Here is a 25,790-nt window from a genome sequence, read left to right as displayed (position 1 = left end):
CGATCACCATGCTGGTGCTCCATTATACCGGCATGCCCGATTCCGAAGGCGCGCTTGGCCGGCTGACCTCGCACGAGGCTAAGGTGAGCTGCCATTATTGCGTCGACGAGGATGGAACGGTTTACCGACTGGTCGAGGAGGAGCGCCGCGCCTGGCATGCCGGTAAGAGCTACTGGCGGGGTGTCCGCGACGTGAACTCTGCCTCAATCGGGATCGAGATCGTCAACCCGGGCCACGAGTTCGGCTATCGCGACTTCCCCGACGAGCAGATCGCGGCCCTGATCCCGCTAGTGGCCGACATCAAGGATCGGCACGGGATCGGGCGCGGCAACGTGGTTGCGCACTCCGATATCGCTCCGGCGCGGAAGGAAGACCCGGGCGAGTTGTTCCCGTGGGAGGCACTGGCCAAGCGGCGGCTCGCGTTGCCAAGCCCGACGCGCGGCCTGATCGACCCTTATTGGTCCGATGCGGCGTTCCTGTTGGCATTAGAACGGTTCGGCTACGACGTGATCGACCAAGTGAAGGCGGTGATCGCCTTTCAGCGGCGGTTTCGGCCGAACCGGATCGACGGAATCATCGACGGCGAATGCCGGGCGAAGCTGTTAGCCCTTTTGCTGCCCCGGCCGATGGGTGAGATGTGAGCGTCCTTCCTCGTCCCGGCGCAGGCCGGGAGCCCAGACGCGAAGGGTGGCAAGTGATTGAATATCCGGGCTGGCCGGGATGACGTGAGCAGTTTTTCTCGGTAATGCTATTCATGTCAGGGGACCGGGCGGCCGCGGTGGGCTTCGGCTCAACGAGGAAAGTCCGGGCTCCACGGAACAACGGTGCCGGGTAACGCCCGGCGGTTCGCCGAAGCCTTGGCGTCGGCGGATCAGGGACAGTGCCACAGAAAATACACCGCCTGGCCTCGGCTGGGTAAGGGCGAACGGGTGCGGCAAGAGCGCACCGCGCGCCTGGCAACAGGTGCGGCACGGTAAACCCCACCGGGTGCAAGACCGAATAGGGGCGGCACATGAGCCTTGTTTCGGCTCGCCGCCCGGGTTGGTCGCTTGAGCCCGTCTGCAAGGACGGGCCTAGAGGAATGGTCGCCCAGTCCGCCGAAGCCTTTGGCGCAGGTGGATGGACAGAACCCGGCTTATAGGTCCCCTGGCATTTCACTCCTGCCCACCAGTGTCTACATGGCGCTTAATGGCTAGGCAGGGACGATCGGACGATTGGGGCTTTCCGCGCTGGCGGGCGTACGGCAAGTCGGCGCGCGATGCCGCGCAGGTCCGGCTGTGCGACCGCGAAGGCTGCACCCTGCCTGGTGACCGGCCCGCCCCCAAGGCACCAAACAGCCGCGATCGCTGGTACTTCTGCGAGGGGCACGCGGCCGAGTACAACAAAAACTGGAACTACTTCGAGGGCTTGGACGCGGAAGCTGCAGCGGAGCGGGAACAGTCGGAGAGCGCTGGCACCGACGGCTTCCGCCGCTCCGCCCATTGGAGCTGGGGCGGTCCGGGCGACGGTAGCCGAAGCCGTGACGAGATGCGTGCGCTGGAGGTGCTCGACCTTGAGGGCGATGCCAGCTTCGCGGACGTAAAGGCCGCGCACCGGCGGCTCGCCAAGGAGAACCACCCGGACCTCAGGCCCGGGGACAAGGACGCCGCTGCGACTTTTCAAAAGGTGCAGGCCGCCTACGAGGTGCTGCGCAAGGCCGAAGAGCGCCGCGAGGCCGAGTGCGTCAGCCCGCCGGGTCGGTGATCATGAAGGTAGCCACGCTGTGCGCGACTGCCCGCGCTTCATCGCCGCCATGCGCCACGCCCCGCACAAAGGCCACCTTGCGGGTGAGCTTGTAGCACTCGCAGCGGGCGATCACCGTCTCGCCCGCCACGGCCGGCCGCAGATAGTCCAGCCGGAGGTCAAGCGTCACAATCGGCTTGAAGCCGCCCAGCCGGGTCCAGACGGCAGTTCCCGAGCAGGTATCGACTAGGCTGACGATGGCGCCCGTGGCCATAATGCCGGTCTCAGGCAGGCTGACCAGTTCCGAGCGCCAGGGGAGCGCCAGCTCCACCCAATCGACGCCGCTAGCCTGATACTCGAGACCGAGTGCGCGGCCGTGGCCGACGCTGCGGGCGAGCTGAAAGAAACGCTCGGGATCGAAGCCGTCGCTCACGCCAGCCGCTCGGCCGTCTCGCGAATGAGGTTGATCATGTTGGGAATGCCCTGCGTCCGGTTGGAGGACAGCTGGCGCGACAGGTCGAAGGGCTCCAACGCGTCCGTGATGTTTGTGCCTAGAATATCCTGTGGCGTGCGGTCCTGCACCGCGCTCAATACCAGTGCCACGATCCCCTTGGTGATGGCGGCGTTGCTGTCGGCGAGGAAGTGCAGCCGGCCGTCCTCCTGCGGCGTCGGGTAAAGCCACACCGAGGCGGAACAGCCGCGGACCTTGGTAGCGTCCGTCTTCAGCGGCTCAGGCATCGGCTCCAGCGTACGGCCAAGGTCGATCAGCAGGCGGTAACGCTCTTCACCCTCAAGCAACTGATAATCGTCCAGTATCGAGGAAAGATTGCGGAGCATGGTCATGGCAGGGAGATAGTGTGGGCGCGCCTCGGCGTCAGCCCCGTGCCCCCCGGAGGTCGCTCACGGCCGCTCGCGCAGCTCCTCGATCTCGCGCGCCAGGCTGTTCTCCTTTTCCACCGTGATCCGCTCGAGCACCTGGAGCCGCTCCTTGAGGAGCTTGACCTCTTCCCGCAGGCGTTCGGTTTCGCCACGATCAGCGGTGACCGGCAGGCCGGAGGAGCGGCGCTCGTGCCCGCCCCCATGCCTGGACTTGATGATCGAAGCGATCATGACGACCGCGACGATCAGCACCACCATCATCTGTCCACCGGTCATCAGTTGGTCCTCTCGCCGAGGCTCGGCCGATCGCGCAGGGCCTCGATCTGCGCCGCGGTCTGCATGCCACCGTCCGTGACGATCTGCTCAAGCACTCGGACCCGCTGTTCGAGCTCGGCGGTGCGCGAAGCATATTGCGCAGCCTTTTCCGCAGTTTGCGAGCCGATGAGCTCCATCTCCCGTTCCCTGAACCTTAGTTGCCGTTTGTAGATGTCGGCAAGGACGCCTGCGATCACCGGCAGACCGACCACGATCATGAAAAAGGCAAGTACGAACCACGGGTTTTCCATCAACCTTCTCCCAATCGTCTTATTATCGAAGCTGTTCGATCTCGCGGTCGAGGCTGCGATTGTTGGTCAGCACATAGCTTTCGACGTCAGCCACGCGGCGGTCGATTGCGCGAAGGCGGGCGCGGATGTCGCGGGCGGTGCGGGTCGGCGACTGACGCACGCCCTGCCAGAAACGCCGCTCCTCCGGGTCTTCGCTACGAAGTTCGCGCGGCTTCTCCTGCGCGATCCAGCCGGTGAGGAAGTACACAGGGATCAGCGCCCCACCGCCCATGAAGATGCCGAGGATCAGCAGGATCCGTACCAGGGTGACATCGAAACCGGTGTAGTCGGCGATGCCGGCGCATACGCCCATGACCTTGCCGTGGCGGCGGTCCTTGTAGAAGCGGGTGCGGCTGGGTGGTTGCGTGGCCATCAGCGATACTCCCGGTCGCGGGTGCGCGAGGAAAAACGGGCGAGTTCCTCGTCGAGGTCGGCCGTGGAAGTCTCCAGCCGCGGGTTCTCCGGCAGGCATTGCTGCCGCCAGTTCGGGTTCTCCGCGGTCATGATCCGCTCGATCGAGCACAGCCGGTCGTCGAGACGGCGGGCCAGGTCGTGCAGCTCATCTAGCAGTTTCTCGTCGGAGCCGGTCAGGGTGGCGGCGGTTTTCCACCGGGTGACGTAGTGCATGATCAGCCAAGGCAGGCCGATGAACAGGGTGATGATGGCAAGTGCGCCGATCATCATCCCCATGAATTCTTCTTCCATGACTTACTTCCCCCTTGCGGCGAGCTTCGCCTTGAGTGCTTCGAGTTCGGCGTCGACCGCTTCCTCGGACTTCAGCTCGGCGATCTCCTCCTCCAGGCTCTTGGGCCCGGTCATGCCCAGCGCATCGGCGCGGCCCTCGGCGAAGTCGGCGCGGCGCTCCAGCAGCTCGAACTTCGAGAAGGCATCGTCCGTGCGGCTGCCGTTCAGCAGCTCGCGGGCCTTGGCGCGGGTGACGGCGCTCTCGATCCGGGTGGCGATGGCGTTCTGCCGGGCGCGCGCCTCGCGCAGCTTGCCCTGCAGCTTGGCGATGTCCGCCTCATAGCCCTTGAGCGTAGTCTCCACGACCGCGATCTCGGCTTCCAGCCCTTTGGCCATGTCCGATGCCTTTTGCCGCTCAACCAGCGCGGCCTTGGCGAGGTCTTCCCGCCGCTTGCTCAGCGCCAGCTCGGCCTTTTCGGTCCAGCTGTCGGTGATGCCCTCCAGCCGGACCATGGCCCGGCGCATTTCCTTGGCGTCGGCGATCGAGCGGGCGGCGGTCGCCCGCGTTTCCACCAGCGTTTCTTCCATCTCCAGAATGATCATGCGGATCATCCGGCTGGGGTCTTCCGACCGGTCCAGCAGCTCGGTGAAATTCGCTGCCATGATATCCCGGGTTCGGGAAAAAATGCTCATTCCTGTACCTCATGAACCGTTATCGGGCCCTGTCTGCCGCTTACAATGCAGGACACGTGCCAATCAGCCGTTTATACCGGAAGAGCGCGTGCGCTGCGCTCACCTGCGCTTGCCCGCATGAAACAACTTGCCAAGCGCTGGTGAAAAGCACCAACTCTTCGGCGTGGAGCGAACCCAGAACTTCATCGGCCAGAGCCTCGTCTTCCTCGATGCGGTGGAGCGGGCGAGCCGGGCTGCGCCGCTCGACCGGCCGGTGCTGGTGATCGGCGAGCGCGGCACCGGCAAGGAGCTGATCGCCGAGCGACTTCATCACCTGTCCTCGCGTTGGGCGGGGCCATTGGTCACCATGAACTGCGCCGCGCTTCCGGAGAACCTGATCGAGGCCGAGCTGTTCGGGCATGAGGCCGGCAGCTTCACCGGCGCGGCCAAGACCCGGCACGGGCGCTTCGAGGAGGCGGACGGCGGCACCTTGTTCCTGGACGAGCTGGCAACCCTGTCCTCGCCGGCGCAGGACCGGCTGCTGCGGGCGACGGAATATGGCGAGATCACGCGGATCGGTGCCTCCAAGCCGGTCAAGGTCGACGTGCGCATCGTGGCAGCGACCAACGAACATCTGCCGCGTCTCGTCGACCAGGGCAAGTTCCGGGCCGACCTGCTCGACCGGCTGAGCTTCGAAGTGGTCACCCTGCCGCCGCTGCGCATGCGCTCCGGCGACGTTCCGCTGCTGGCCGAGCACTTCGGTCGGCGGATGGCGGCGGAGCTCGAATGGCCGAGCTGGCCGGGCTTCTCGAGCGAGGCGATGGGGGAGCTGCAGGCGTTCGGCTGGCCGGGCAACGTGCGCGAACTGCGCAACGCGGTGGAGCGAGCGGTGTACCGGCACGACGACCCCGAGCGCCCGGTCGCGGCCATCCAGTTCGACCCATTCGCGTCGCCATGGGCGCTGACCCATGCCGAGCGCTCAGTCCCTACTCCTTCGAGCGCGTCAACGGAGCCTGCCGGGACCGGGGTGGAGGAGGCACCGGCGTTCCAGCCGGCTCCGCCATCCGGCGTTGCGGACTTTCGCGGGGCCGTCATGGCTTATGAGCGCGCCCTTCTAGAAGACGCGCTTGCCCGAAACCGCTACAACCAGCGGGCAACCGCTGCGGCGCTGTCCTTGAGCTATGACCAGCTGCGGCACGCGCTCAAACGGCATAAGCTGCTGGACAGCGAAGCCGCAGCCTAGCCGGTTGCCGCGGAAAGAACGCGCAATCGCATGGGAAAAGGCGTAAGATGCTAGCGCTCAGAACGATGAGGAGGTTCGAATGCGTAACCTTGCTTTGGCTGCCGCAGCAGCTTTCGTCGCACTCCCGGCAAGCGCTTCGGTTACGGTGATCGGCGACGGGCTTGCCGTTAGCTGTTACCGGTCCGCCGAGTCGCGCCTCGCTAACCAGCAAGCGTTGCGTGAGTGTGACGCTGCGTTCACCGAAGCATTGACCGACCATGATCGGGTCGCAACCCACGTTAATCGCGGCATCCTGCGATTGGTGAAGCGCGACTTCGCTGCCGCCGAAGCCGACTTCAACGAGGCCATTCGGCTGGATCCGCGCGAGCCGGAAGCTTGGCTAAACAAGGGCATCCTGCTCATTAAGTCGGGCCGGAGCGCGGACGCCGTGACGCCGATCGACCGGTCGCTGCAGCTGCGCACGAGTCGGCCTGCGCTCGCCTATTATGCGCGCGGGCTCGCCAACGAGGACCGCGGCGATGTCCGGGCCGCCTACCGCGACCTCAAGCAGGCACAGGCTATCGCGCCCCAATGGCGCGAGGTGGCAACCGAACTGGCTCGCTATCAGGTCCGCACCCGCTGAACCGTTCGGCGGTACGGCTGGCTGGTTGACCGACGCGATTGCCGCGGGATAGCCCCGGCACGTACCGCGTTGTGTCGCCATGAACCGCCAGGAGGATCAGCCATGACCTATTCCGTGCCGCCGCTGCCCTATGACTATGCCGCGCTGGAGGCGAGCATCGACGAGCAGACGATGCGCCTGCACCACGACAAGCACCACCAAGCGTATGTCGATAATCTCAACAAGGCAGTCGACGCGGACCAGTCGCTGCAAGGGCGCGAGCTGGAGGACATCCTTGGCCAAGCATCGAGCCTGCCCAAGGTAGTGCGCAACAATGGCGGCGGGCACTGGAACCACAGCTTCTTCTGGGAAATCATGGGTCCGGGCGGCGGCGAGCCGCAAGGCGAACTGCGCGATGCCGTCACCAGCAAGTGGCGCTCGCTCGACGGCTTCAAGGAGCAGTTCAACGCGGCCGGGGTCGGCCAGTTCGGCTCCGGCTGGGTGTGGCTGGTCGCAACGGGCGAGGGCAGCCTGGAGATCGTCGCAACGCCCAACCAGGACAACCCGCTGATGGACGTGGTCGAGGTGCGTGGAACGCCGATCCTCGGCAACGACGTATGGGAGCACGCCTATTACCTGCGCTACCAGAACCGGCGGGCGGACTACCTCAAGGCGTGGTGGAACGTGGTAAACTGGGACAAGGTGTCCGAGCGGCTGGCGAGCGTCGGGCGGCAAGGTGTGGCGGCGTAGCCTGAGTGTAGTACCCCGGCGTCTGCCGGGGTGCTATGCCTTGAGTCGGTACCCGGTCCGGAAGATCCACCAGATGCCGGCCAGGCACACCCCAGCGAACGCGAGCGTGGCCGCCAGTGCCGCGCCGAAACTGACATCGGCAGTGCCGAAGAAGGTCCAGCGAAAGCCGTTGATCAGGTAGACGACGGGATTGAACAGGGTGATCGTCCGCCACGGCTCTGCAAGCATGTCGATCGAGTAGAAGGCGCCCCCGAGGAAGGTCAGGGGCGTGACGATCAGCAAGGGAATCACCTGCAATTGCTCGAAGCCCTTGGCCCAGATGCCGACTATGAAGCCGAACATGCAGAAGCTCAGCGCCACCAGTGCGAGGTAGAGCAGCATCAGCCCGGGATGGAGCACCTGCACCGGCACGAACAGGTGGGCGGTGCCGAATATCACCAAGGCGACCAGCATCGCCTTGGTCGCGGCCGCGCCGACATAGCCGAGCACCGTTTCAAAGGCGGACAAGGGCGCCGACAAAATCTCGTAGATGGTCCCGGTGAAGCGCGGCATGTGGATGCCGAAGCTCGCGTTGAAGATGCTCTCGGTGAACAAGCTGAGCATCATCAGCCCGGGCACGATGAAGGCGCCGTAGGGGATGCCGCTGATCTCGGTCATCTGGCTGCCGATCGCGGCACCGAACACGATGAAGTACAGGCTGGTGGTGATCACGGGTACGGCCAGCCCGGTCCACAACGTGCGCCGAAAGCGGTGCAGTTCGAACTTGTAGATCGCCCAGATGCCTCGCCAGTTCAATCCGCGGCCTCCTTGCGACCATTGTGGATCAGGTCCACGAAGATGTCCTCCAGGCTCGACTGCTTGGTATCGAGGTCTTTGAACGCGATCCCAGCGTCACGCATCGCGGCGAGCAGCGAGGGAATGCCCGTGCGCTCGGCCTTGGCGTCGAACTCATAGGTGAGGGTAGCGCCGTCGTCGCTGAGCTGCGGATGCCAATCGGCTAGGGACGGCGGCACTGCCTGCAGCGGCTCCGTCAACTGCAGGTGGAGGATCTTGCGCCCGAGCTTCTGCATCAGCGCATGCTTCTCCTCGACTAGGATCAGCTCGCCGCGGTTGATCACGCCGACCCGGTCGGCCATCTCCTCGGCCTCTTCGATGTAGTGGGTGGTGAGGATCACGGTTACGCCCTGTTCGCGGAGCCGGCGGACGAGGTTCCACATGTCCTTGCGCAGCTCGACGTCCACGCCGGCGGTGGGTTCGTCCAGGAACAGGATGTCCGGTTCGTGGGCCAGCGCCTTGGCGATCATGACCCGGCGCTTCATGCCGCCGGACAGCTCCTTGAGGATGCTCTTGCGCTTGTCCCATAGCGAGAGGTCTCGAAGGATCTGCTCGATGCGCGCGGGGTCGGGCTTGAGTCCGAATAGTTCGCGGCTGAAGCTTACCGTACTCATCAACGGCTCGAACACGTCCATGGTCAGCTCTTGCGGTACCAGGCCGATCCGCCGCCGCGTTTCGCGATAGTTCTGCCGCCAGTGCTTGCCGTCGATCAGCACCGTGCCGTCCGTCGCGCGGACGATGCCGCACACGATGGAGATCATGGTCGTCTTGCCTGCGCCGTTGGGCCCGAGCAGCGCGAAGATCTCGCCACGCTGGATGTCGAGGTCGAGGGCTTTCAGCGCCTCGGTGCCGCTAGCGTAGGCCTTGCGCAGACCGCGGATGGAAAGGATCGGATCGCTCATTCGACTGGTCCTGGCTCGACCGGCTCAGGCTCGGTCGACAAGCCGTGCCGCATCAGCATGGGGATATTTATTGCGGCGAACAGAAAGGTGAGGGGGATCGCGCCCCATAGCTTGAAGCCGATCCAGAAGTCGGTGCTGCTGCTACGCCAGACCACTTCGTTGAGCAGCGCCATGCCGGCGAAGAACAGCGCCCAGTTGCGGGTGAGCTTGCGCCAGCCCGCCTCGTCCAGCCCGGGGTAGGCGGAGCCGAGCACCAACTTCAACAGCGGCTTGCCCCGCCACAGGCCAAAGCCGAGCAGGCCCGCGACCAGCAGGTAGTAGAGCGTCGGCTTGACCTTGATGAAGGTTTCATTGTGCAGGTAGATGGTGAGCCCGCCCAGGATCACCACCATCACGCCGGAAAACCACAACAGCGGCGAGATGTGGCGAAAGCGGATGGCCGAGTAGATCATCGCGGCCACCATCGCGACCATGAAGGCGCCGGTAGCGGCGAAGATCTTCAGCATCGGCGGGACCGGCGCGAAGAAGTTCACCAGGAAGAAGACCAGCAGCGGCCCCAGGTCGATCAGCAGCTTGGAGCCGCCGGTCGGTTCCTGAGGCGGCGCGGCGCTGCTCATTCGTACAAGCCGGCGATGGCGCGGGCGACCGCGCAGGGGTCGAATGGGCGCAGATCGTCCACGCCCTCGCCGACGCCGATGGCATGGATCGGCAGGCCGAACTTCTCCGCCGCCGCGACCAGCACGCCGCCCCGCGCGGTGCCGTCGAGCTTCGTCATGACCAGGCCCGTGACGCCTGCGAGGTCGCGAAACACCTCGATCTGGTTGAGCGCGTTCTGGCCGGTGGTGGCGTCCAGCACCAGCACCACGTCGTGGGGCGCTTCGGAGTTGAGGCGGCCAAGGACGCGGCGAACCTTGGACAGCTCGTCCATCAGGTGGGTCTTGTTCTGCAGCCGCCCCGCAGTGTCGACGATCAGCGCGTCGATGCCGGTCGCCGTGGCCTGCTTGACGCCGTCGAACACGATTCCGGCAGCGTCACCGCCCTCCTTGCCGGAGATGACCGGCGCGCCGATCCGCTGGCCCCAGATGCTCAGCTGTTCGATGGCCGCGGCGCGGAAGGTGTCGCCCGCTGCCAGCATGACGCCATAATCCTGCTCTTGCAGCAGGTGCCCGAGCTTGCCGATGGTGGTGGTCTTGCCCGATCCGTTGACGCCGATCACCAGGACGACGTGCGGGCGCGGGAAGCCCCACACGTCGAGCGGCTTGGCAACAGGCGTGAGGATCGCCTCGATCTCCTCGGCCAGGATGGTTCGCAGCCCGCGCTCGTCGAGTTGCTCGAAACGGCGCGCGGCGATGGCGTCGCGGATGCGCCGGGAGGCTTCCGGCCCCAGGTCGGACGCGATCAGCGCTTCCTCGATGTCGTCGAGGGTCGAGGTGTCGAGCGCGGCGCGGCTGGCGAGGCCGGTCAAATTGTCACCTAGCCGGTCGGCGGTTTTCTTGAATCCACCAGTCAGCCGTTCCAGCCAACTCACTGGAATCGCTCCATATCGATCTCGCCGCGGAAAACGTGTGTGGCCGCCCCGATCATGCGAACCCGCTCCCCCGGCGCCCAGGCGATCGTCAGCTCGCCGCCGGGCATGGTCACGCGCACGGGCGAGGTCACGCGCTTGGACTTGATCGCCGCTACCGCGGTCGCGCAGGCGCCGGTGCCGCAGGCGAGGGTCAGGCCGGCGCCGCGCTCCCAGGTGCGCAGCTTCAGGCTGCCGTCCGCCAGCACTTGCGCCACGTTGACGTTGATCCGCTCGGGAAAGGCGGGGTCGTGCTCGATGCTCGGGCCGACCCGCACGAGGTCGATGGCGTCCACATCCTCTTCGAAGAAGACGAGGTGCGGGTTGCCGACGCTAAGCGCCATCGGCTTCTCCAGCGGGCCCCAGCCCATCGGCACCGCATCGGTGTCCATTGGATAGGTGATCGGCACTTCGTCCCAGGCGAACTTTGGTTCGGTCAGCGCAACCTCGATCTCTCCGTCGGCAGTATCGCCCGTAACGAGGCCGCCGCCCGTCTCGATGCTCTTCGCGCCGGTCAGTTGAACGACGCATCGCGAAGCGTTGCCGCAGCTCTGCACCTCACCTCCGTCGTGGTTCCAGATCCGCATCTTCAGGTCGGCAGCGGCAGAAGGCTCCAGCAGGATCAACTGATCGCAGCCGATACCGCGGCGCCGGTCGGCCAAAGCACGCGCTAGTTGCCCCGACAATTGCAGCGGCTCGCTACGGGCATCGAGGATGACGAAATCATTCCCCAGCCCATGCATCTTGTCGAATTGCCGCGGCATCCGCGGCGACTTAGGAGGCACGTGAACCCAAGTCCACCGCGCAGGAGTTTACAGGGCCATGCCGAGAGCCGCCACCGACGTCATGCAGTCCGTGATCTTCTCCGCCGTGCTGGACGCGGTTGCGGCGCTGAAGACCGCATCGAAGGGCCTGCCCAACCAGCTGCTTCGCGACGTGCAGGCGATCCATCCCAACGTGACCTTCGCAGACCTGCCCAAGGAGCTGCAGGACGCCATTACCGCCAGCGTCCGCAGTGCTTTCACCCAATTGCTCAAGGAAGGCTACTCGGTCGCGCCCCGCGACGCCGCCGCGCCCAACCGGCCGCCCCCGCGGCATGGCGAGGTGGTGGACCGCGGTGCGCGGGGACCGCGTCCGCCGGTGCGGGGCGCTCGGCCAGGCGGCGGACCGCGCGGCGATCGTCCGGGTGGACCGGGTGGGCCAAGCGGCAAACCTCGGGGTCCGCGAAAGCCGCAGGGTTGACGTCACCCGGCGCGGTTGGGGTTCAGACTGCGTCTTGTCCTCGCCACTCGATGCTGCCGCTTGGATGCCGGCCCTCGCTGGCATGAGGGAGTTGAGTTGCCGCCCACAATGAGCTAAGCGCAGCGGCGTCGTTTTTGACATAACATCGACAAGCCCCTTGGGGCACGCTGGCCGGCGAGGTTTCGCCCGCCGGCGCGTTATGCTTTGCGGACCGGCTCGTCGCGGGAGTTTTGGTATGTTCGAGTCCCTCAGCGACCGCCTTGGCGGCGTGTTCGACCAGCTCCGGGGCCGTGGCGCGCTGACGGAGGCGGACGTGCGCTCGGCGATGCGCGAGGTGCGGGTGGCGTTGCTCGAAGCGGACGTCGCACTGCCGGTCGCGCGCGAGTTCGTCGACAAGGCCACGGAGCAGGCGGTCGGGCAGGAAGTGCTGCGCTCGATTACGCCCGGCCAGCAGGTCGTCAAGATCGTTCACGACGCGCTGATCGAAATGCTTGGAGCGGAGTCCTCCGAGCTCGACGTCAACGTTGCACCGCCCGCCGTGGTGATGATGGTCGGCCTGCAGGGCTCGGGCAAGACGACCACCACGGCCAAGCTCGCCAAGCGATTGTCGGAGAAGGATCGCAAGCGCGTGCTGATGGCCTCGCTCGACGTGGCCCGGCCGGCGGCGCAGGAGCAGTTGGCGGTGCTCGGGCGGCAGGCCAGCGTCGACACCCTGCCGATCGTGCCGGGCCAGCCGCCGGTGGAAATCGCGGCGCGGGCGCTGCAGTCTGCACGGCTGCAGGGCTATGATGTGGTCCTGCTCGACACGGCCGGCCGGTTGCACGTCGACGATGCCCTGATGGGCGAAATGAAGGCCGTCGCCACCGCCTCGCGCCCGACCGAGACGTTGCTGGTCGTCGACAGCCTGACCGGTCAGGATGCCATCAACGTCGCCAAGGGCTTCGCCGGCGAGGTCGACATCAGCGGCGTGATCCTGACCCGGATGGACGGCGATGCTCGCGGCGGCGCCGCGCTCAGCATGCGGGCGGTCACCGGCAAGCCGATCAAGTTCGCCGGCACGGGCGAGGGGCTGGACGCGATCGAGCCCTTCCACCCGCAGCGGGTCGCGGGGCGCATCCTCGGCATGGGCGACGTGGTCAGCTTGGTCGAGCGCGCGGCCGAGACCATCAAGATGGACGAGGCGGAGAAGCTCGCGGCCAAGATGGCCAAAGGCAAGTTCGACCTCGACGATCTGCGCATGCAACTCGACCAGATGAAGCGCATGGGCGGGCTCGGGGCGCTCGCGGGCATGCTGCCGGGCCTCAAGGGCATGAAGGGCGCGATGGACAAGGCGCAGGACGGGAAGGCGCTGGTCCACCTGGAGGCGATGCTGTCGTCGATGACCTCGACGGAGAGGCAAAAGCCGGCCCTCATCAACGCCAAGCGTAAGATTCGCATCGCCAAAGGCAGCGGCACCACCGTTCAGGAGGTCAACAAGCTGCTGAAGATGCACCAGGAGATGGAAGGCGCGATGAAGCGCCTCAAGAAGATGGGCGGTCTCGGCAAACTCGCGGCGCTGTTCGGCAAGGGCGGGCTTGAGGGCGCCATGGGCGGGCTGATGGGTCCGGGCGCGGTGCCGCCAGGCATCGGCGGTCCAGGTGGCGGCGGGCTGCCGGGCCTGCCCGGTGGCGGCGCGGCGCCGTTCGGCATGCCGCCGGGTTTCAACAAGTTTGGCAAGCGATAACAGAAGCTTAGAAGAGGAACTCAGTATGGCAGTTGCAATTCGTCTGGCCCGCGGCGGGTCCAAGAAGCGTCCCTATTACCGGATCGTGGTGGCCGACAGCCGCAACGCTCGCGATGGCCGCTTCATCGAGAAGGTCGGCACCTACAACCCGCTGCTGGCAAAGGACTCGCCCGAGCGGGTGAAACTGGACGCCGAGCGCGTTTCGCATTGGCTGAAGGTCGGCGCGCAGCCGTCGGACCGTGTTGCCCGCTTCCTCGACGCCGCCGGCCTCAAGGAGCGTGCCGCGCGGAATAACCCCAACAAGGGTCAGCCGGGCGACAAGGCCAAGGAGCGCGCCGAGGAGCGTGCAACAAAGCAGGCGGAACTGGCCGAAGCCGCGGCGGCGGCCGCTCCTGAGCCGCAAGCGCCTGTGGCCGAAGAGGCGAGCGCGCCTGAGCCTGCGACGGAGGAGGTGACCGCACCGGCGGCTCCGGTCGCGGAAGAGGCGAGCGCGCCGACGCAACCTGAGCCGGCCGAGGGCGCTGCGGAGGCGGCTCCGGCTGAGGACGTGTCCGCGCCGACCCAGCCTCAGCCGGCTGAGGGGGCCGAGGACGCTGCGCCGGCCGAAGGCGCCGAGAAGGCGGAGTAGTGCATCCCCGCTGCTCCCCCCTGGGGGAGCTGTCAGCGCGGCTGACTGAGGGGTCGGAGGCGTGAGCGATAGCTCTGTCCCTGACCCCTCCGGACCTTCGGCCCACCTCCCCCAAGTGGGAGGTGCAAGACGCGTCGCCCTTGCCGCGGTCGCAGGCGCGCATGGCGTCAGCGGGGAACTCCGGCTGAAGCTTTTCACGGACACCGCCGAGAGCCTCGCGCAGCATGCGGCGGTGTTCGTCGGCGGCCGGGAGCGTCGGCTGCTCTCCGCCAAGGCGGCCGGCAAGGGCGCGACAGCCCGGCTGGAGGGGGTGAACGACCGCGCCGCGGCCGAGTCGCTCCGCGGCAGCTTGATTGAGGTGGACCGCGGTTCCCTGCCGCCACTGGACGAAGGCGAATACTATCACGCCGACCTCACCGGCATGCCTTGCATCGACCTGAAAGGCACTGCGCTAGGCACGATCTCGGCGGTTGAGAACTTCGGCGCGGGCGACTTGCTGGAGGTGGAAGATGCGGCCGGCAAGCGCGCGCTGGTGCCGTTCAAGCCGGGGATCGCGGACCTGGAAAACGGCCAGGTGGTGATCGACCCGGCTTTCCTGGCCTAATAGTCTCCAACCTCAACCGTCTCCCGCTCCGTTTCGCCGGTGGCGGACACCTCGAGCGGCTGCCGGAACAGCGGCGAACTGGCAGCCAGGTCGTTGCGGATGGTCGTCGCGGCCTGGCCGCCTTCGCCCATCGCGTGGCTGATCTGGTCCAAGCCGTGGACTACGTCGCCGGCCGCATACAGTCCTTCCACCGTGGTCCGCATCTTCTCGTCGCACAGGATGCAGCCGTCTTCCGCCAGCTTCGCGTCGACCATTTCGGCCAGCTGCGTGTGCGTGTCGGAGCCGAGGGCGGGGTAGACGCTGTCGAAGGTCAGCAAACCCTCCGCTGTGTCGACCGTGATGCAGTCGCCTGCAACCCCGACCGCCTCGGCAGGGCCGTCCACGGCCTTCACTCCGGCCGCCTTCAACCGCTCCTGCTCTTCCGGGGTTAACTCCAGCGCGCTGTCGGGTGCAATCAGGGTGACATCGCCTGTGTAGCTGCGCAGGAAGATCGCCTCTCCCACGCCGCCCTTGCCTGAGCCGATAATCCCGACCTTCTTGTCGGTCACTTCGTAGCCGTCGCAAATCGGGCAGTAGCGAATCAGTCCCCGGGCCATGGCGTCATCGTGCAGCTCCGGATCCATCGGCGGTCGCCGATTGGTGACGCCGGTGCAGAGCAGCACGGTGCGGGCGCGCTTGGGACCCGCGCCCCACTCGGCGGTGAACAGCCCGTCCTCCTCCTTGTCGAGGCGCGTCACGCGGCCGTTCTCGATCTTCGCGCCATATTTCTGAGCTTGCTCGCGCATCAGCCGCAGCAGCTCCTTGCCGTTTATCCCGTCGGGGTAGCCGGCATGATTGTGGCTGCACGGGATCCAGCCCGCGCGGCTGTTGCCCCCATCCACCACGTAGATGTCGAGAAGGAAGCGGGAGAGATAGATGGCGGCGGTCAGCCCGGCGGGGCCGCCGCCAACGATCAAACAGTCGTAAGGTGCGTCGGAAGCCATGTAGCGCCAATGGCTTGGCGCTACGCTTGTTCCCGACTAGCGCGCGGGGATGACCTTTCAAGCGACAGTGCTGACCCTCTACCCGGAAATGTTTCCGGGGCCGCTCGGCATGAGTTTGGCCGGTCGGGCGCTGGTAGAGGGCGTATGGAGCCTGCAGGCGCAGAACATCCGCGCCTCCGCTACCGACAAGCACCGCAGCGTGGACGACACCCCGGCCGGCGGGGGCGCAGGAATGGTGCTGCGGGCGGACGTGCTCGCGGCGGCGCTGGACAGCGTGGCGGACGGCCGGCCGATGCTGGCGATGACTCCGCGGGGCAGGCCGCTGATCCAGGCGCGGGTACGGGAACTGGCGGCGGGTGAGGGCGCGATCGTCCTGTGCGGCCGGTTCGAGGGTTTCGACGAGCGCATCTTCGAGGCCCGGGAAGTCGAGCCGGTCAGCATCGGTGACTATGTGCTGTCCGGCGGCGAACTCGGCGCGATGGTGCTGCTGGATGCTTGCGTCCGGCTGCTCCCCGGGGTAATGGGCGCGGCCTCCAGCGGAGAGGAGGAGAGCTTCGAACAGGGGCTCCTCGAATATCCGCATTATACCCGACCTTTCGAGTGGGAAGGGCGCACGATCCCCGAAGTGCTGCGATCGGGGGATCATGCGAGGATTGCTGCGTGGCGACACGAACAGGCAGTCAACGACACACGGCTACGGCGGCCGGACCTGATCGAGCGCCATGGGGGCGCATCGCAGGCACCGCCCTCTGGCGCGCGGCAACGAAACGAAGGTAAGACCAAGTGAACCTGATCGAGACCATCGAGCGCGAGCAGATCGCCGAACTGACCGGCCAGCGCGCCATCCCCGAGTTCCGGCCTGGCGACACGCTGCGCGTCGGGGTCAAGGTGATCGAAGGCGATCGCGCCCGCGTGCAGAACTTCGAGGGCGTGTGCATCGCCCGCGCCAACAAAGGCATCAACTCGAACTTCACGGTTCGGAAGATCAGCTTCGGCGAGGGCGTCGAGCGCGTCTTCCCACTCTACTCGCCGACCGTGGACTCGATCGAAGTCGTCCGCCGCGGGGCCGTTCGTCGCGCCAAGCTCTACTATCTGCGCGGCCGGACCGGTAAGTCGGCCCGCATCGCCGAGCGCCGCGACCCGCGGGTCGGCGCGGCGCAGCAGAAGCCGGTCGCGGACACCGCTACGCCGGCCACGGAGACCGCCGAGGGCTAAGCGGGTAGGCGGCCGGGCGCTAGAAGGCGCGCCGCTGCGCCGCGAGCAGCATCCGCAGCAGCATCGCCACCGGCCGGGGTACCCCGACCTTGCCCTCCAGCCATAGGCTGACGGCCGAACGGCTCACACCGATGGCGTTGGCGAGGTCGGCCTGCGTCCGGTAGCCGAGCGCGCGCATGGCGGAGCGCAGCTCTTCCGGCGACATGGAGGCGAGGCGGGGGTCCTGGGGCATTCGTTCTGCGTCATGCCGGGCTGGACCCGGCACCCGCCTTCTCCTTCCTGGTCGTGCTAAAAGGCAGGCGGACTCCGGATGAAGTCCGGGGTGACGTCGGGAGCTCAGATAGCATCCGTTCCCCGGTCGCCTGTGCGGATGCGGATCGCCTCCGCGACATCCGACACGAAGATCTTGCCGTCGCCGATCCGCCCCGTCCGTGCGGCGGCGGCGACCGCCTCAACCACATTGTCGAGCAGGCTATTCTCCACCACCACCTCGATCTTAACCTTGGGCAAGAAGTCAATGACATACTCGGCGCCGCGGTAAAGTTCGGTGTGGCCCTTCTGACGGCCGAAGCCCTTCACTTCGGTCACCGTCATGCCCGATACGCCAACCTCGTGTAGCGCGTCCTTCACGTCGTCGAGCTTGAAGGGCTTGATGATGGCTTCCACCTTCTTCACTGGTTGAGTCCCTCCTGCAGGCGGCACCTTAAGGCGCGTCACCGGATTGCCGCAATTGCTCGGCAACCCGCGCGCCCATGAAAAAGGCGATTATCTTGTCCGCGGGCCAGGGCTCCAGGCTCGGACCGCTGACCCATGATCGGCCCAAATGCCTGATCGAGTTCGGGAACCGGAGCCTACTCGACCGGCAGCTCGACACGCTGGCGGCGAACGGCGTGGAGCAGGTGGTGGTCGTGACCGGCTTTCGCGACGACCAGATCGAAGCGGCGCTGGAGCGGCGGCGGGCGGCCGGCGACGGGCCGCAAGTGAAGACTGTGTTCAACCCCTTCTTCAAGGTCGCGGACAACACGGGCTCCCTGTACATGGCGCGGGAGCATCTCACCGGTGACACGCTGGTCTGGAACGGCGATACCATGGTTTCTGCCGCGTTGATGGCGCGAGTGGTGGGCAACGTGCAGCCTGGAGTCTGCGTCACCATCGACCGCAAGGAGACGTATGACGCTGACGATATGAAGGTTGTCGCGGACTCCGAGGGCCGGCTGCGCGCGATCGGCAAGCGGCTAGACCAGGGAGTGAACGCCGAGTCGATCGGCTTGCTGGCATTCCGGGCGGGCGGCGCCGAGCTGTTTTGCGAGGCGATCGAGCAGGCGATGCGCACGCCGGAGGGCACCACCATCTGGTACCTGCGGGTCATTCACCATCTCGCCCAACATACCCCGGTCTGGACGCTAGACATTCGAGGCGAGGCTTGGGGGGAGGTGGACTTCCCTGAGGACGTGCAGCGTGGCCTTGAGCTGGTCCGGGGCTGGGACGCTCAGTAGGGCGACTTTTGCAGCCCGGCCGGGCTCTTCGTGAAGATCTCGCAGCCCGTTTCCGTGATCCCGATCGAATGCTCGAACTGAGCGGAGAGTGACCGGTCGCGGGTGACCGCCGTCCAGCCGTCCTCAAGGATCTTGCAGTCGGCACGGCCAATGTTGATCATCGGCTCCACCGTGAAAAACATGCCGGGCTTGAGCTCGGGCCCGGTGCCGGGACGGCCCGCATGAACCACCTCCGGGCTGTCGTGGAACAGCCGGCCGAGCCCATGGCCGCAGAAGTCGCGGACGACCGAGTAGCGCTGCTTCTCGGCATGGTGCTGAATGGCGGCGCTGATGTCGCCCAGGCGGTTGCCGGGCCGGGCCTGCTCCAGCCCGATCATCAGGCACTCGTAGGTGACGTCCACCAACCGCCGCGCTTTCACCGAGACGTCGCCGACCAAGTACATGCGGCTGCTATCGCCGTGCCACCCGTCGAGGATCGGAGTCACGTCGATGTTGACGATGTCGCCGTCCTTGAGCGGCTTGTCGGACGGGATGCCGTGGCACACGACATGGTTAATCGAGATGCAGCAGCTGTGCGTGTAGCCGCGGTAGCCTAAGGTCGCCGGTACGGCGCCCGCACGCAGCATGTGCTCGCGGATCAGCCGGTCGAGCTCGGCCGTGGTCACCCCGGGCACGACGTGCGGCACCAGCGCATCGAGCACTTCCGCCGCAAGCCGGCCCGCGCGTCGCATGCCGGCGAAGTCGTCGGGGCCGTGCAGCTTGATGACGCCGCTGCGCGCTTCGCTCATGTCGCCCGGCGCGACGGTGATGTACTGAGTCATGGCATCCATATAGGGGTAGAGCTGCGTTGAACAAAGCGGCGGTGGGGGCCGTGAAGGAAGGTCATGAGCGAAGGCGACACGCGTATATGGACCGCGGCCCTGCTGGTTATCGGGGACGAAATCCTGTCCGGGCGGACTCAGGACAAGAACGTTGCCCAGATCGGCAGCTGGCTGAACGTTCAGGGGATCCGCCTGGCCGAGGTGCGGATCGTGCCGGACGTGGAGGAGCGGATCGTGGCAGCGGTCAGCGCCCTGCGCCAGGCGAACGATTATCTGTTCACTACCGGTGGGATCGGGCCGACCCACGACGACATCACCGTGGATGCGATCGCCCGAGCGCTCGGCGTCGACGTGGTGGTCCATCCCGATGCGCAGGCGGCGCTGGAACGCTATTACGCGGAGCGGGGCGGGGTGAACGAAGCGCGGCTCCGCATGGCGCGCGTACCCGACGGCGCGGAACTGATCGTGAACAAGGTCAGCGGCGCGCCAGGCATCAAGCTGGACGATATCTTCATTCTGGCCGGCGTGCCGCACATCACAGCCGGCATGCTCGACGCGCTCACCGGCACGCTGGAGGGTGGGCGGCCGCTGATTTCTGCAACGGTCGGCGCTCTCGTTCCGGAGAGCGAGGTGGCTGACCTGTTGCGCGAAACCGAGCGGGCGCACGACGGGGTCAGCATCGGCAGCTACCCCTTCTTCCGCGAAGGCCGGGTCGGCGCCAACTTCGTCGTCCGCTCGGAAGATCAGGAGCTGGCGCAGGTCTGTGCCGACCTGCTCGCCGCAAGCCTGGAAAGCGCCGGCTACCCCGCCGTGCCCGGGGGTATCTAGGCCGTCAGCGGCCGCTTGCCTGCGCGGTCATTCCGATCTTGGGCGGCACGACCTGGCTGTGCTGCACCACCGTCCAATCGTCATGCTCGCGGCGTCGCATGGTCGAACTGGCATAGCAGGTGTAGGTCTCCTCCCCGCGGCTGGCCTCCACCCGGTAGCCGATCACGATTATGCCTTCCTGCGGCCGCGAGACCTTCTGGTCGGAGAAGCGCACTTCCTCCCAGCGCGGGGTGTTCTTGACCGCGTTGATGGCAGCGTCGCGCGAGAAGATGAAGGGCTCGGCCGGCAGGGCCATGACGACTTCTTCATCGACCAAGGACTCGTAGACCTCGGCGCCGCCGTGCCAGAGCTTTTCTTCCATCTCCCAGATGCGGGCGTCTTCCATTGCGGTCCTCCTGTGGGTTGCAGGGGGAAACGGAAGGGGAGGGCAGAGGTTTCCAGGTTCCGCACCGAGCGCACAGGAAGTCTGCGGAAGGTCGCGGCCGGGCAACATGCCGCCGGCATGTTGCTTACCCGGCGCGCTCCAACAATCAGCTATGGCTGCTTGTTGGAGCGGGTAGCGGGAATCGAACCCGCGCGTTCAGCTTGGGAAGCTGACAGGCTACCATTACATCATACCCGCTCGGGCAGTGGGCGGCGATTACGCCAGCGTGCCGGCAAAAGGAAGGGGCGCCAATCCAAGCCGACGCCCCCTATCCTGGCTCCTGCGCGACTTAGAAGCCGATGTTCAGCGACACGGACGCGGTACGCGGAGCACCAATCTGAACAAAGCCGGGGCTCGCGTAAGCGCCGCCTGCGGGCACCGGATTCCTCGTGTCGACTGAAACACCCTGATTGAGGTTGCCGCCGAAACCGCCGACGTACAACTTGTCGAACAGGTTGTAGACGTTGAACTGGACATAGCTAGTCTCGAGCCCGCGCAGCATCTTGAGGTTGAAGCGGGCATCCAGGTTCACCAGCCAATAGGCCGGGGCCTTGGCACCATAGATAACCGTCGGAGCGGCGGCTGTTCCGAGATTGTCCACATCGCCAAGGAAGGTCGGCAGGTTGGTGTCGTAGACATAGCGCGGGCCCGTGCGCTTGGCCGTGAGGCCAACATCGAACAGGCCGATGGTGGCAAGGGCCGAGCCGCCGAAGGTGTAGCGCGGAGCGCCCGACTCCCGCTGGCCCTTGGTGAAGGCGCAGTTACGCAGGCCGGTCGCATCGTCCGTGGCATCGTCGCAGCTGAAGTCGGCGGGGCCGCCGATCTGCAGATTGTCCTTGATCTTCGACTCGTTGAGCGAGCCGAAGGCGTACAGGAACAGATTGCGGGTAGCCTGGAACGCCACGGAAGCATCGATGCCATATTTGTTCACGCGGCCCAGGTTACGATAAACCGACCGCTCAAGCACCGGATCGTAGGCTGAAGCGAGGCGATCGTTGAACTTGGTGAACCAGCCGGCGACCTGCGCTTGAATACGCGAGTTGCGGAAGCGAACACCGGCATCGAACGTGTCGGTCGTTTCGGGGTCTGGCTCAGCTTCATCCACATCGGCAGGGAAGAAAAACGCATTGTAGAGGTTATCCGTGCTCGGCACCGACAATCCTTTGGCGTAGCTGGCAAACCCGGAGATCTGTGGCGTGAAGTCGTAGATCGCTCCGACATTCGGGAGCAGCTTGTTGTACTTCAGAACTCGCTGCTGCGGGCCCTGGACCGTCGGGTTCGCGCCGGCATATTGGTCTTCCAGCTCGGCGTCCTGACCGAAGCAGTCAACGAAGCCGTTGGCACTGGTGGTGAAGCAATAATTCTCCAGGTCGCGCTTGAAGAAGGGCAAGCGGAGCCCGGCGTTCAGCGTCAGCGCGCCGAACTCGCCGCGATATTCACCCGCGACCTGGTTGAGGATCGCGTACGATTTGCGGTCACGCTTCTGCACGACATTGCCGTTCGCGTCCTCGATCGGATCGTCGATCGGGAAGGCATTCTCGTTCTCGCCGTCGATCTCCAGGAAACCGAGTTGCCCGGTCTGTCGGTGGTTGGCGCGGTCAAGCGTGTAGGTGACGCGGGCGCTATGCTGTTCGTTGATGTCCCAGCGCAGGCCGGAGATGAAGCCATAGCGGCGCGTGCGGGTCTGGCTCGGATTGGCGAGCGTCACGCGATCCAGGATGTCGCCGTCACCGTTGAGGTCGCGGCCGAAGAAGTAGCTCCCGCCGACAAAGCCGGTGGCGGGCTGACCGCCCACGGTGGTGAAGCCTTCGTTCGCACTGCCACTAGGCAGGCCCGACCGAAGCGAAGTGGTGACACCGCCACCGTTCGCCTTCGTATACTGGAAGCTGGGGTCGACCGTGAGGACGAGGTTGGGCGCAAGCGTAAAGCGCGAGTTGCCGCGGACGTTGTAGCTGTTGGACGGGTTCAAGCGGCGGTCGAACTCGATCCCGCAGGCGTTTGGCTGATTTGCAGTACCCGCTTCCGGCTGATCGATGGTGCAGGGATAATTGATGTCGTACTCGCGCCCGTCCCGAGATTGAGGAAAGCCGCTCGGCGCGTCCAGGTCGTTGCGCAGTGCCACGGATCCGAAGAAGTTGTTGCGATCGCGGTTGTACCGGCCGGCGACGCTGACGAAGTCGCCGTTGCTGCCAACCGGCTGGTAGACCTTGGCGTTGACCTGCTTGCGGTCGAGCTTGCCGTAGTTGTTGTAAGGGTTGTCGTACTGCGACACGCTGCCCGAGATGAAGGCGCGGGTACCCAGGCTGGTGAACTCGCCAGTGTCGATCAGGCCGAATAGGCGGCGGTAGTCGAATTGCCCGAGCGAACCCACGAAACGGCCGCCGAACTCGCGGCCCGGGTTGCGGGTGCGCTGATTAACGGTGCCGCCGGTGGCGGAGGCGGTCGGGCTGTCGACGTCGGTGGAGCCGAGGCCGACGTTGACCTGGTCAATCAACTCCGGGTCGATGGAGAAGTTGGAATAAACCTCGTAGTTGCCGCTATCATTCAGCTGGACGCCGTCCAGCGTGTAGCTGACGCGGGTCTGGTCGAAGCCGCGAATGGTCAGGCGTCCGCCGGAGTTGCCATAAGCGTCGTTGTTCTGAAAGCTGACCCCGGGAACGGCGTTGATGACGTCAAGCACGGTCTGACCAGGGTTGCTGCGGGAGATCAGTTCCTGGGTGATCACCGCCTTCGCCTTGGGCGTATCGGGAGCCTGCACGCCGCCTACGTCGCGGGCGCGCGTCCCGGTCACGACGATGGCCTCGTTCTCGAAATCGACGGTGCCGGTCGACTGGGCGAACGCCGTTGTTGGACAGGCGAACAGCGCGCAGGAGGTAAGCAGAAGCGACTTTTTCACAGATATCCCCGGAGCTGGAATGAGTGTCTCGTCAGATGCGAGCATCGGGGCCGCTAAGGCCGGAATGCGACACGCGGGTGACAACCTCGAGGAGCTCACCCGATGCCTGGATCCGTGTTGCAGAATAACAACTTGCCGGTCGCCACCCCGCGACTCGGGCGGAGCGTACAGCAGCTTAACTCTGCCGTTTCAACCGGCGGGGGCGTTCAATCGGCGGCCCAGGCTCACAAAGATGTAAATGAGTGGCGGAACCAGCACGATCGACAGCACGACCTTGGCGATCATCTGCCCGAGCATCAGCTCGCCAATGGGGAACACGCCGTAGAAGGCAACCGAGATGAAGAGCAACGTATCGACGATCTGGCTGAGCACGCTGGCCACGCCCGACCGGAGCCACAGCAGGCGGCTGCCCTCGCGGCCCTTGAGGCGGCTGAAGATGGATACGTTGAGGAAGGTGGAAATGCCGTAAGCCACGATCCCCGCGAGCCAGATGCGTGGCGTGCCGGTCATGATCGTGTCGAATGCCGACAAGCGCGCCGGGTCCATGGCGGCCGCTGCGGGCGTGGCAAGCACCAACAGGGTTAAAGCCAGGCTCGCCAGCAATGGCACGAAGCCGAACAGGACGAGCCGGTTGGCGGTGGTACGCCCGTGCAGCTCCGCCACCGCGCTGGAGGTGACGACCAGCAATAGAAAAGCGAAAATGCCAGCCTCGACCGCCAGCGGGCCAAGCGCCACCTGCTTGTTGCCGAGCACGCCCGCGATGCACACCATGCCGCCGTAGAAGACGGAGAAAGCGAACAGCGAGCGGGAAAGCGGGGGCGTTGCTTGCACGGCGGAGGCGGTGGTCATGGGCAGCGGGCCGTAACGGTTGCCGTCCGCCCGGGCAACGGCTAGGCGCGCTGCCTCGTGACTTCCCGAGAACTCGACATTGTCGCCATCGGCGATGCGATCGTCGACGTCATTGCGACCTGCGATGACGACTTTCTGGCGCGTCATGGCCTGCCCAAAGGCTCCATGCAGCTGCTGGGGCCGGAAGCTGCGGACCGGCTGTACGATGCCATGGGCTCCGCGCGCGAGACCAGCGGCGGGTCGGCGGCCAACACTATGGCCGGCATTGCGGCGATGGGCGGCCGCGCGGCGTTCGTCGGCCAGGTGGCGGCCGACCAGCTCGGCAGCATCTTCGCCCACGATATCCGGGCGCTCGGCGTTCAGTTCGACACCGCTCCGCTGCAAAGCGAGCTGCCGACCGGGCGATGCCTCATCCTGGTCACGCCGGACGCGCAGCGGACCATGAACACCTGCCCGGGTGCCTCCCACCAGCTGCGGCCGGACGCATTGGACGAGGCGCTGATCCGCTCGGCGCCTCTCCTGATGCTGGAAGGCTATCTGTTCGGTCCCGAGCTGCCACGGCAGACGCTATTTCACGCCGTGGAGATCGCCCGATCCGCCGGAAACAGGGTCGCCTTCACCCTGTCGGAAAGCGTCTGCATCGCCGGGCGGCGGGAAGGGTTCCAAGCGATGATCGACCGGGGCGGGATCGACCTCCTGTTCGCCAACGAGGAGGAGGCGGTCCAGCTGACGGGAGCCGCGGACTTGGACGGCGCCGTCCGGGCATTGCAACTAAAGGTGCCCACGCTGGTGCTGACCCGCGGCGCGGCCGGGGCGCTGGCCCTGGAGAACGGCGCGCGCACCGATGTACCCGCAGTGCCGGTGCAGCAAGTGGTTGACACCACCGGGGCGGGCGACCTGTTCGCCGCCGGCTTTCTTGCCGCCCGCTGCAAGGGGCATGGGATCGAGCGGCAGCTCATGACGGGCGGGATCGCCGCCGCGGAGGTCATCTCGCACTTCGGCGCGCGGCCGATCGCGGACCTTGCGGAGCTGGTCAGGCTGTGATCCGGCGCCTTGCGGTCTATTGCGGTTCCGCGATGGGGGCCGATCCGGTCTTCGCGGACGCGGCGCGGGAGCTCGCCCGCGAGATGGTGGGCCGCGGCATTGACCTGGTTTACGGCGGCGGTCGCTTGGGGCTGATGGGCGTGGTCGCCAATGCGGTGCTGGCAGGGGGTGGGCGCGTTTACGGCGTCATTCCCACGGCGCTGGTCGACAAGGAGGTCGCCCACCCGGGCTGCACGGAACTCCATCAGGTCGCGGGCATGCACGAGCGCAAGGCCAAGATGACCGAGCTGTGCGACGCGTTCGTCGCGCTGCCCGGCGGGATTGGCACACTCGACGAGCTGTTCGAGGCCTGGACCTGGAACGCGCTCGGCTACCATGCAAAGCCGTTCTGCCTGATGGACGTGAACGGGTTCTGGAGCGGGCTCGACCGGTTCATGGACCATGTTTCTGCCAGCGGCTTCCTGTCCCCAGCACGGCGCGAGCAATTGCTGCTGGCGCATTCGCCCGCCGCGGCGCTGGACCGGGTGGACGCCGCCCTCGCGCGCGCTACGCAGGGCATGGTCTGGTAGGGGTGGAGACCG

At 66.0% G+C, this 25,790-nt stretch carries 34 protein-coding genes, 1 tRNA gene and 1 other RNA gene; 16 read left to right on the top strand and 20 right to left on the bottom strand.

The genetic code is table 11. The annotated features are described in order from the left end of the window. Positions 1-8: 8 nt before the first annotated feature. The 3 genes from QZX62_RS05430 to QZX62_RS05420 all read left to right on the top strand — a co-directional run bounded on the left by QZX62_RS05430 (position 9) and on the right by QZX62_RS05420 (position 1,743). Positions 9-641, top strand: a complete 633-nt coding sequence (locus QZX62_RS05430; protein WP_294172826.1) for an N-acetylmuramoyl-L-alanine amidase — start codon at positions 9-11, stop codon at positions 639-641. A 116-nt stretch (positions 642-757) separates the two neighbouring features. After that, positions 758-1,154: RNase P RNA component class A (gene rnpB / locus QZX62_RS05425), an RNA gene on the top strand. Between the two features lie 34 nt (positions 1,155-1,188). Further along, positions 1,189-1,743, top strand: a complete 555-nt coding sequence (locus tag QZX62_RS05420) for a J domain-containing protein (RefSeq protein WP_294172768.1) — start codon at positions 1,189-1,191, stop codon at positions 1,741-1,743. On the opposite strand, the gene QZX62_RS05415 is transcribed toward QZX62_RS05420, so the two are convergent. From QZX62_RS05415 to pspA, 7 genes are read right to left on the bottom strand one after another with little or no spacing between them, the layout of a single operon-like run. Beyond that, a complete protein-coding gene (locus tag QZX62_RS05415; RefSeq protein ID WP_294172767.1) occupies positions 1,724-2,155 on the bottom strand; it encodes a PaaI family thioesterase in 432 nt (143 codons plus the stop codon). The genes QZX62_RS05420 and QZX62_RS05415 overlap by 20 nt on opposite strands. After that, positions 2,152-2,565 carry a SufE family protein gene (locus tag QZX62_RS05410; protein ID WP_294172766.1) on the bottom strand — a complete coding sequence of 138 codons (414 nt, stop codon included), beginning with the start codon at positions 2,563-2,565 and terminating at the stop codon, positions 2,152-2,154. Before QZX62_RS05410 ends, QZX62_RS05415 begins: the two co-directional genes overlap by 4 nt. A gap of 57 nt (positions 2,566-2,622) precedes the next feature. Further along, the gene (locus QZX62_RS05405; protein WP_294172765.1) at positions 2,623-2,877 is read right to left on the bottom strand and encodes a hypothetical protein; all 255 of its coding nucleotides are present in this window, start codon (positions 2,875-2,877) and stop codon (positions 2,623-2,625) included. After that, the gene (locus tag QZX62_RS05400) at positions 2,877-3,167 is read right to left on the bottom strand and encodes a hypothetical protein (RefSeq protein ID WP_294172763.1); all 291 of its coding nucleotides are present in this window, start codon (positions 3,165-3,167) and stop codon (positions 2,877-2,879) included. The genes QZX62_RS05405 and QZX62_RS05400 overlap by 1 nt, the downstream gene beginning before the upstream one ends. Positions 3,168-3,189: 22 nt before the next feature. Next, a complete protein-coding gene (pspC, locus tag QZX62_RS05395) occupies positions 3,190-3,579 on the bottom strand; it encodes an envelope stress response membrane protein PspC (protein ID WP_294172762.1) in 390 nt (129 codons plus the stop codon). Continuing rightward, complete coding sequence (gene pspB / locus QZX62_RS05390) at positions 3,579-3,911, bottom strand: envelope stress response membrane protein PspB (RefSeq protein ID WP_294172761.1); 333 nt, start codon at positions 3,909-3,911, stop codon at positions 3,579-3,581. Before pspB ends, pspC begins: the two co-directional genes overlap by 1 nt. Before the next feature lie 3 nt (positions 3,912-3,914). Beyond that, positions 3,915-4,583 (bottom strand): phage shock protein PspA, encoded by a 669-nt coding sequence (gene pspA / locus QZX62_RS05385; protein ID WP_294172760.1) that lies wholly within the window; start codon positions 4,581-4,583, stop codon positions 3,915-3,917. Positions 4,584-4,746: 163 nt separating this feature from the next. On the opposite strand from pspA, the gene pspF reads away from it, so the two are divergent. The 3 genes from pspF (at position 4,747) to QZX62_RS05370 (ending at position 7,156) form a co-directional block, all read left to right on the top strand. Then, positions 4,747-5,805: a phage shock protein operon transcriptional activator gene (gene pspF, locus QZX62_RS05380; RefSeq protein ID WP_294172757.1), complete on the top strand. Its 1,059-nt coding sequence runs from the start codon at positions 4,747-4,749 to the stop codon at positions 5,803-5,805. A gap of 79 nt (positions 5,806-5,884) precedes the next feature. After that, positions 5,885-6,427: a tetratricopeptide repeat protein gene (locus tag QZX62_RS05375; RefSeq protein ID WP_294172754.1), complete on the top strand. Its 543-nt coding sequence runs from the start codon at positions 5,885-5,887 to the stop codon at positions 6,425-6,427. Between the two features lie 102 nt (positions 6,428-6,529). After that, positions 6,530-7,156 (top strand): superoxide dismutase, encoded by a 627-nt coding sequence (locus QZX62_RS05370; RefSeq protein ID WP_294172752.1) that lies wholly within the window; start codon positions 6,530-6,532, stop codon positions 7,154-7,156. Positions 7,157-7,189: 33 nt separating this feature from the next. Here the strand turns inward: QZX62_RS05370 and QZX62_RS05365 are convergent, their stop codons facing one another. The 5 genes from QZX62_RS05365 to dapF are packed head-to-tail and all read right to left on the bottom strand — an operon-like array spanning position 7,190 to position 11,220. Then, positions 7,190-7,951 (bottom strand): ABC transporter permease, encoded by a 762-nt coding sequence (locus QZX62_RS05365; protein ID WP_294172750.1) that lies wholly within the window; start codon positions 7,949-7,951, stop codon positions 7,190-7,192. Continuing rightward, positions 7,948-8,892, bottom strand: a complete 945-nt coding sequence (locus tag QZX62_RS05360) for an ABC transporter ATP-binding protein (protein WP_294172748.1) — start codon at positions 8,890-8,892, stop codon at positions 7,948-7,950. The genes QZX62_RS05365 and QZX62_RS05360 overlap by 4 nt, the downstream gene beginning before the upstream one ends. Beyond that, positions 8,889-9,509, bottom strand: a complete 621-nt coding sequence (locus QZX62_RS05355; RefSeq protein ID WP_294172747.1) for a septation protein A — start codon at positions 9,507-9,509, stop codon at positions 8,889-8,891. The genes QZX62_RS05360 and QZX62_RS05355 overlap by 4 nt, the downstream gene beginning before the upstream one ends. After that, on the bottom strand, positions 9,506-10,426 hold the full coding sequence (gene ftsY, locus QZX62_RS05350) for a signal recognition particle-docking protein FtsY (protein WP_294172824.1): 921 nt from the start codon (positions 10,424-10,426) through the stop codon (positions 9,506-9,508). Before ftsY ends, QZX62_RS05355 begins: the two co-directional genes overlap by 4 nt. Further along, positions 10,417-11,220: a diaminopimelate epimerase gene (gene dapF / locus QZX62_RS05345; RefSeq protein WP_294172746.1), complete on the bottom strand. Its 804-nt coding sequence runs from the start codon at positions 11,218-11,220 to the stop codon at positions 10,417-10,419. Before dapF ends, ftsY begins: the two co-directional genes overlap by 10 nt. Positions 11,221-11,278: 58 nt before the next feature. On the opposite strand from dapF, the gene QZX62_RS05340 reads away from it, so the two are divergent. The 4 genes from QZX62_RS05340 (at position 11,279) to rimM (ending at position 14,653) form a co-directional block, all read left to right on the top strand. Further along, positions 11,279-11,698 (top strand): hypothetical protein, encoded by a 420-nt coding sequence (locus QZX62_RS05340; RefSeq protein ID WP_294172745.1) that lies wholly within the window; start codon positions 11,279-11,281, stop codon positions 11,696-11,698. Positions 11,699-11,933: 235 nt separating this feature from the next. Further along, positions 11,934-13,421, top strand: coding sequence for a signal recognition particle protein (ffh, locus tag QZX62_RS05335; protein ID WP_294172744.1), 1,488 nt, complete (start codon positions 11,934-11,936; stop codon positions 13,419-13,421). Positions 13,422-13,446: 25 nt separating this feature from the next. Further along, complete coding sequence (gene rpsP / locus QZX62_RS05330; RefSeq protein WP_294172743.1) at positions 13,447-14,049, top strand: 30S ribosomal protein S16; 603 nt, start codon at positions 13,447-13,449, stop codon at positions 14,047-14,049. Between the two features lie 115 nt (positions 14,050-14,164). Continuing rightward, positions 14,165-14,653, top strand: coding sequence for a ribosome maturation factor RimM (rimM, locus tag QZX62_RS05325; RefSeq protein WP_294172742.1), 489 nt, complete (start codon positions 14,165-14,167; stop codon positions 14,651-14,653). On the opposite strand, the gene QZX62_RS05320 is transcribed toward rimM, so the two are convergent. Then, the gene (locus tag QZX62_RS05320; protein ID WP_294172741.1) at positions 14,650-15,636 is read right to left on the bottom strand and encodes an NAD(P)/FAD-dependent oxidoreductase; all 987 of its coding nucleotides are present in this window, start codon (positions 15,634-15,636) and stop codon (positions 14,650-14,652) included. The genes rimM and QZX62_RS05320 overlap by 4 nt on opposite strands. A 49-nt stretch (positions 15,637-15,685) precedes the next feature. Here QZX62_RS05320 and trmD point away from each other — a divergent pair, with 49 nt between their 5' ends. Together trmD and rplS are read left to right on the top strand one after the other, a co-directional pair. Then, a complete protein-coding gene (gene trmD, locus QZX62_RS05315) occupies positions 15,686-16,423 on the top strand; it encodes a tRNA (guanosine(37)-N1)-methyltransferase TrmD (protein ID WP_294172740.1) in 738 nt (245 codons plus the stop codon). Further along, positions 16,420-16,851, top strand: a complete 432-nt coding sequence (gene rplS, locus QZX62_RS05310) for a 50S ribosomal protein L19 (protein ID WP_294172739.1) — start codon at positions 16,420-16,422, stop codon at positions 16,849-16,851. Before trmD ends, rplS begins: the two co-directional genes overlap by 4 nt. Before the next feature lie 19 nt (positions 16,852-16,870). Here the strand turns inward: rplS and QZX62_RS05305 are convergent, their stop codons facing one another. After that, positions 16,871-17,083 carry a helix-turn-helix domain-containing protein gene (locus QZX62_RS05305; protein WP_294172738.1) on the bottom strand — a complete coding sequence of 71 codons (213 nt, stop codon included), beginning with the start codon at positions 17,081-17,083 and terminating at the stop codon, positions 16,871-16,873. 104 nt (positions 17,084-17,187) lie between these two features. After that, positions 17,188-17,526 (bottom strand): P-II family nitrogen regulator, encoded by a 339-nt coding sequence (locus tag QZX62_RS05300; RefSeq protein WP_294172737.1) that lies wholly within the window; start codon positions 17,524-17,526, stop codon positions 17,188-17,190. A gap of 77 nt (positions 17,527-17,603) precedes the next feature. Between QZX62_RS05300 and QZX62_RS05295 the strand changes: the two genes are divergently transcribed. Beyond that, positions 17,604-18,347, top strand: a complete 744-nt coding sequence (locus QZX62_RS05295; RefSeq protein WP_294172736.1) for a phosphocholine cytidylyltransferase family protein — start codon at positions 17,604-17,606, stop codon at positions 18,345-18,347. On the opposite strand, the gene map is transcribed toward QZX62_RS05295, so the two are convergent. Further along, a complete protein-coding gene (map, locus tag QZX62_RS05290; RefSeq protein WP_294172734.1) occupies positions 18,341-19,168 on the bottom strand; it encodes a type I methionyl aminopeptidase in 828 nt (275 codons plus the stop codon). The two genes, QZX62_RS05295 and map, sit on opposite strands and share 7 nt — an antisense overlap. 63 nt (positions 19,169-19,231) lie before the next feature. Here map and QZX62_RS05285 point away from each other — a divergent pair, with 63 nt between their 5' ends. Beyond that, the gene (locus QZX62_RS05285; protein ID WP_294172732.1) at positions 19,232-19,996 is read left to right on the top strand and encodes a molybdopterin-binding protein; all 765 of its coding nucleotides are present in this window, start codon (positions 19,232-19,234) and stop codon (positions 19,994-19,996) included. Positions 19,997-20,000: 4 nt separating this feature from the next. On the opposite strand, the gene QZX62_RS05280 is transcribed toward QZX62_RS05285, so the two are convergent. The 4 genes from QZX62_RS05280 to QZX62_RS05265 all read right to left on the bottom strand — a co-directional run bounded on the left by QZX62_RS05280 (position 20,001) and on the right by QZX62_RS05265 (position 24,165). Next, the gene (locus tag QZX62_RS05280; RefSeq protein WP_294172730.1) at positions 20,001-20,381 is read right to left on the bottom strand and encodes a DUF4440 domain-containing protein; all 381 of its coding nucleotides are present in this window, start codon (positions 20,379-20,381) and stop codon (positions 20,001-20,003) included. A gap of 163 nt (positions 20,382-20,544) precedes the next feature. Further along, positions 20,545-20,618 (bottom strand) — tRNA-Gly (locus QZX62_RS05275). 91 nt (positions 20,619-20,709) lie between these two features. Beyond that, the gene (locus tag QZX62_RS05270) at positions 20,710-23,316 is read right to left on the bottom strand and encodes a TonB-dependent receptor (RefSeq protein ID WP_294172728.1); all 2,607 of its coding nucleotides are present in this window, start codon (positions 23,314-23,316) and stop codon (positions 20,710-20,712) included. Positions 23,317-23,505: 189 nt separating this feature from the next. Further along, positions 23,506-24,165, bottom strand: a complete 660-nt coding sequence (locus QZX62_RS05265) for a queuosine precursor transporter (RefSeq protein ID WP_294172726.1) — start codon at positions 24,163-24,165, stop codon at positions 23,506-23,508. Between the two features lie 57 nt (positions 24,166-24,222). Between QZX62_RS05265 and QZX62_RS05260 the strand changes: the two genes are divergently transcribed. Together QZX62_RS05260 and QZX62_RS05255 are read left to right on the top strand one after the other, a co-directional pair. Next, positions 24,223-25,209: an adenosine kinase gene (locus QZX62_RS05260; protein WP_294172724.1), complete on the top strand. Its 987-nt coding sequence runs from the start codon at positions 24,223-24,225 to the stop codon at positions 25,207-25,209. Then, on the top strand, positions 25,209-25,778 hold the full coding sequence (locus QZX62_RS05255; RefSeq protein WP_294172823.1) for a TIGR00730 family Rossman fold protein: 570 nt from the start codon (positions 25,209-25,211) through the stop codon (positions 25,776-25,778). The genes QZX62_RS05260 and QZX62_RS05255 overlap by 1 nt, the downstream gene beginning before the upstream one ends. Positions 25,779-25,790: the final 12 nt, after the last annotated feature.

The organism is uncultured Sphingomonas sp. (genome assembly GCF_902806265.1).
In the GTDB taxonomy this organism is placed as follows: Bacteria; Pseudomonadota; Alphaproteobacteria; order Sphingomonadales; family Sphingomonadaceae; genus Sphingomicrobium.
This window is presented reverse-complemented; position numbering and strand designations above follow the sequence as displayed.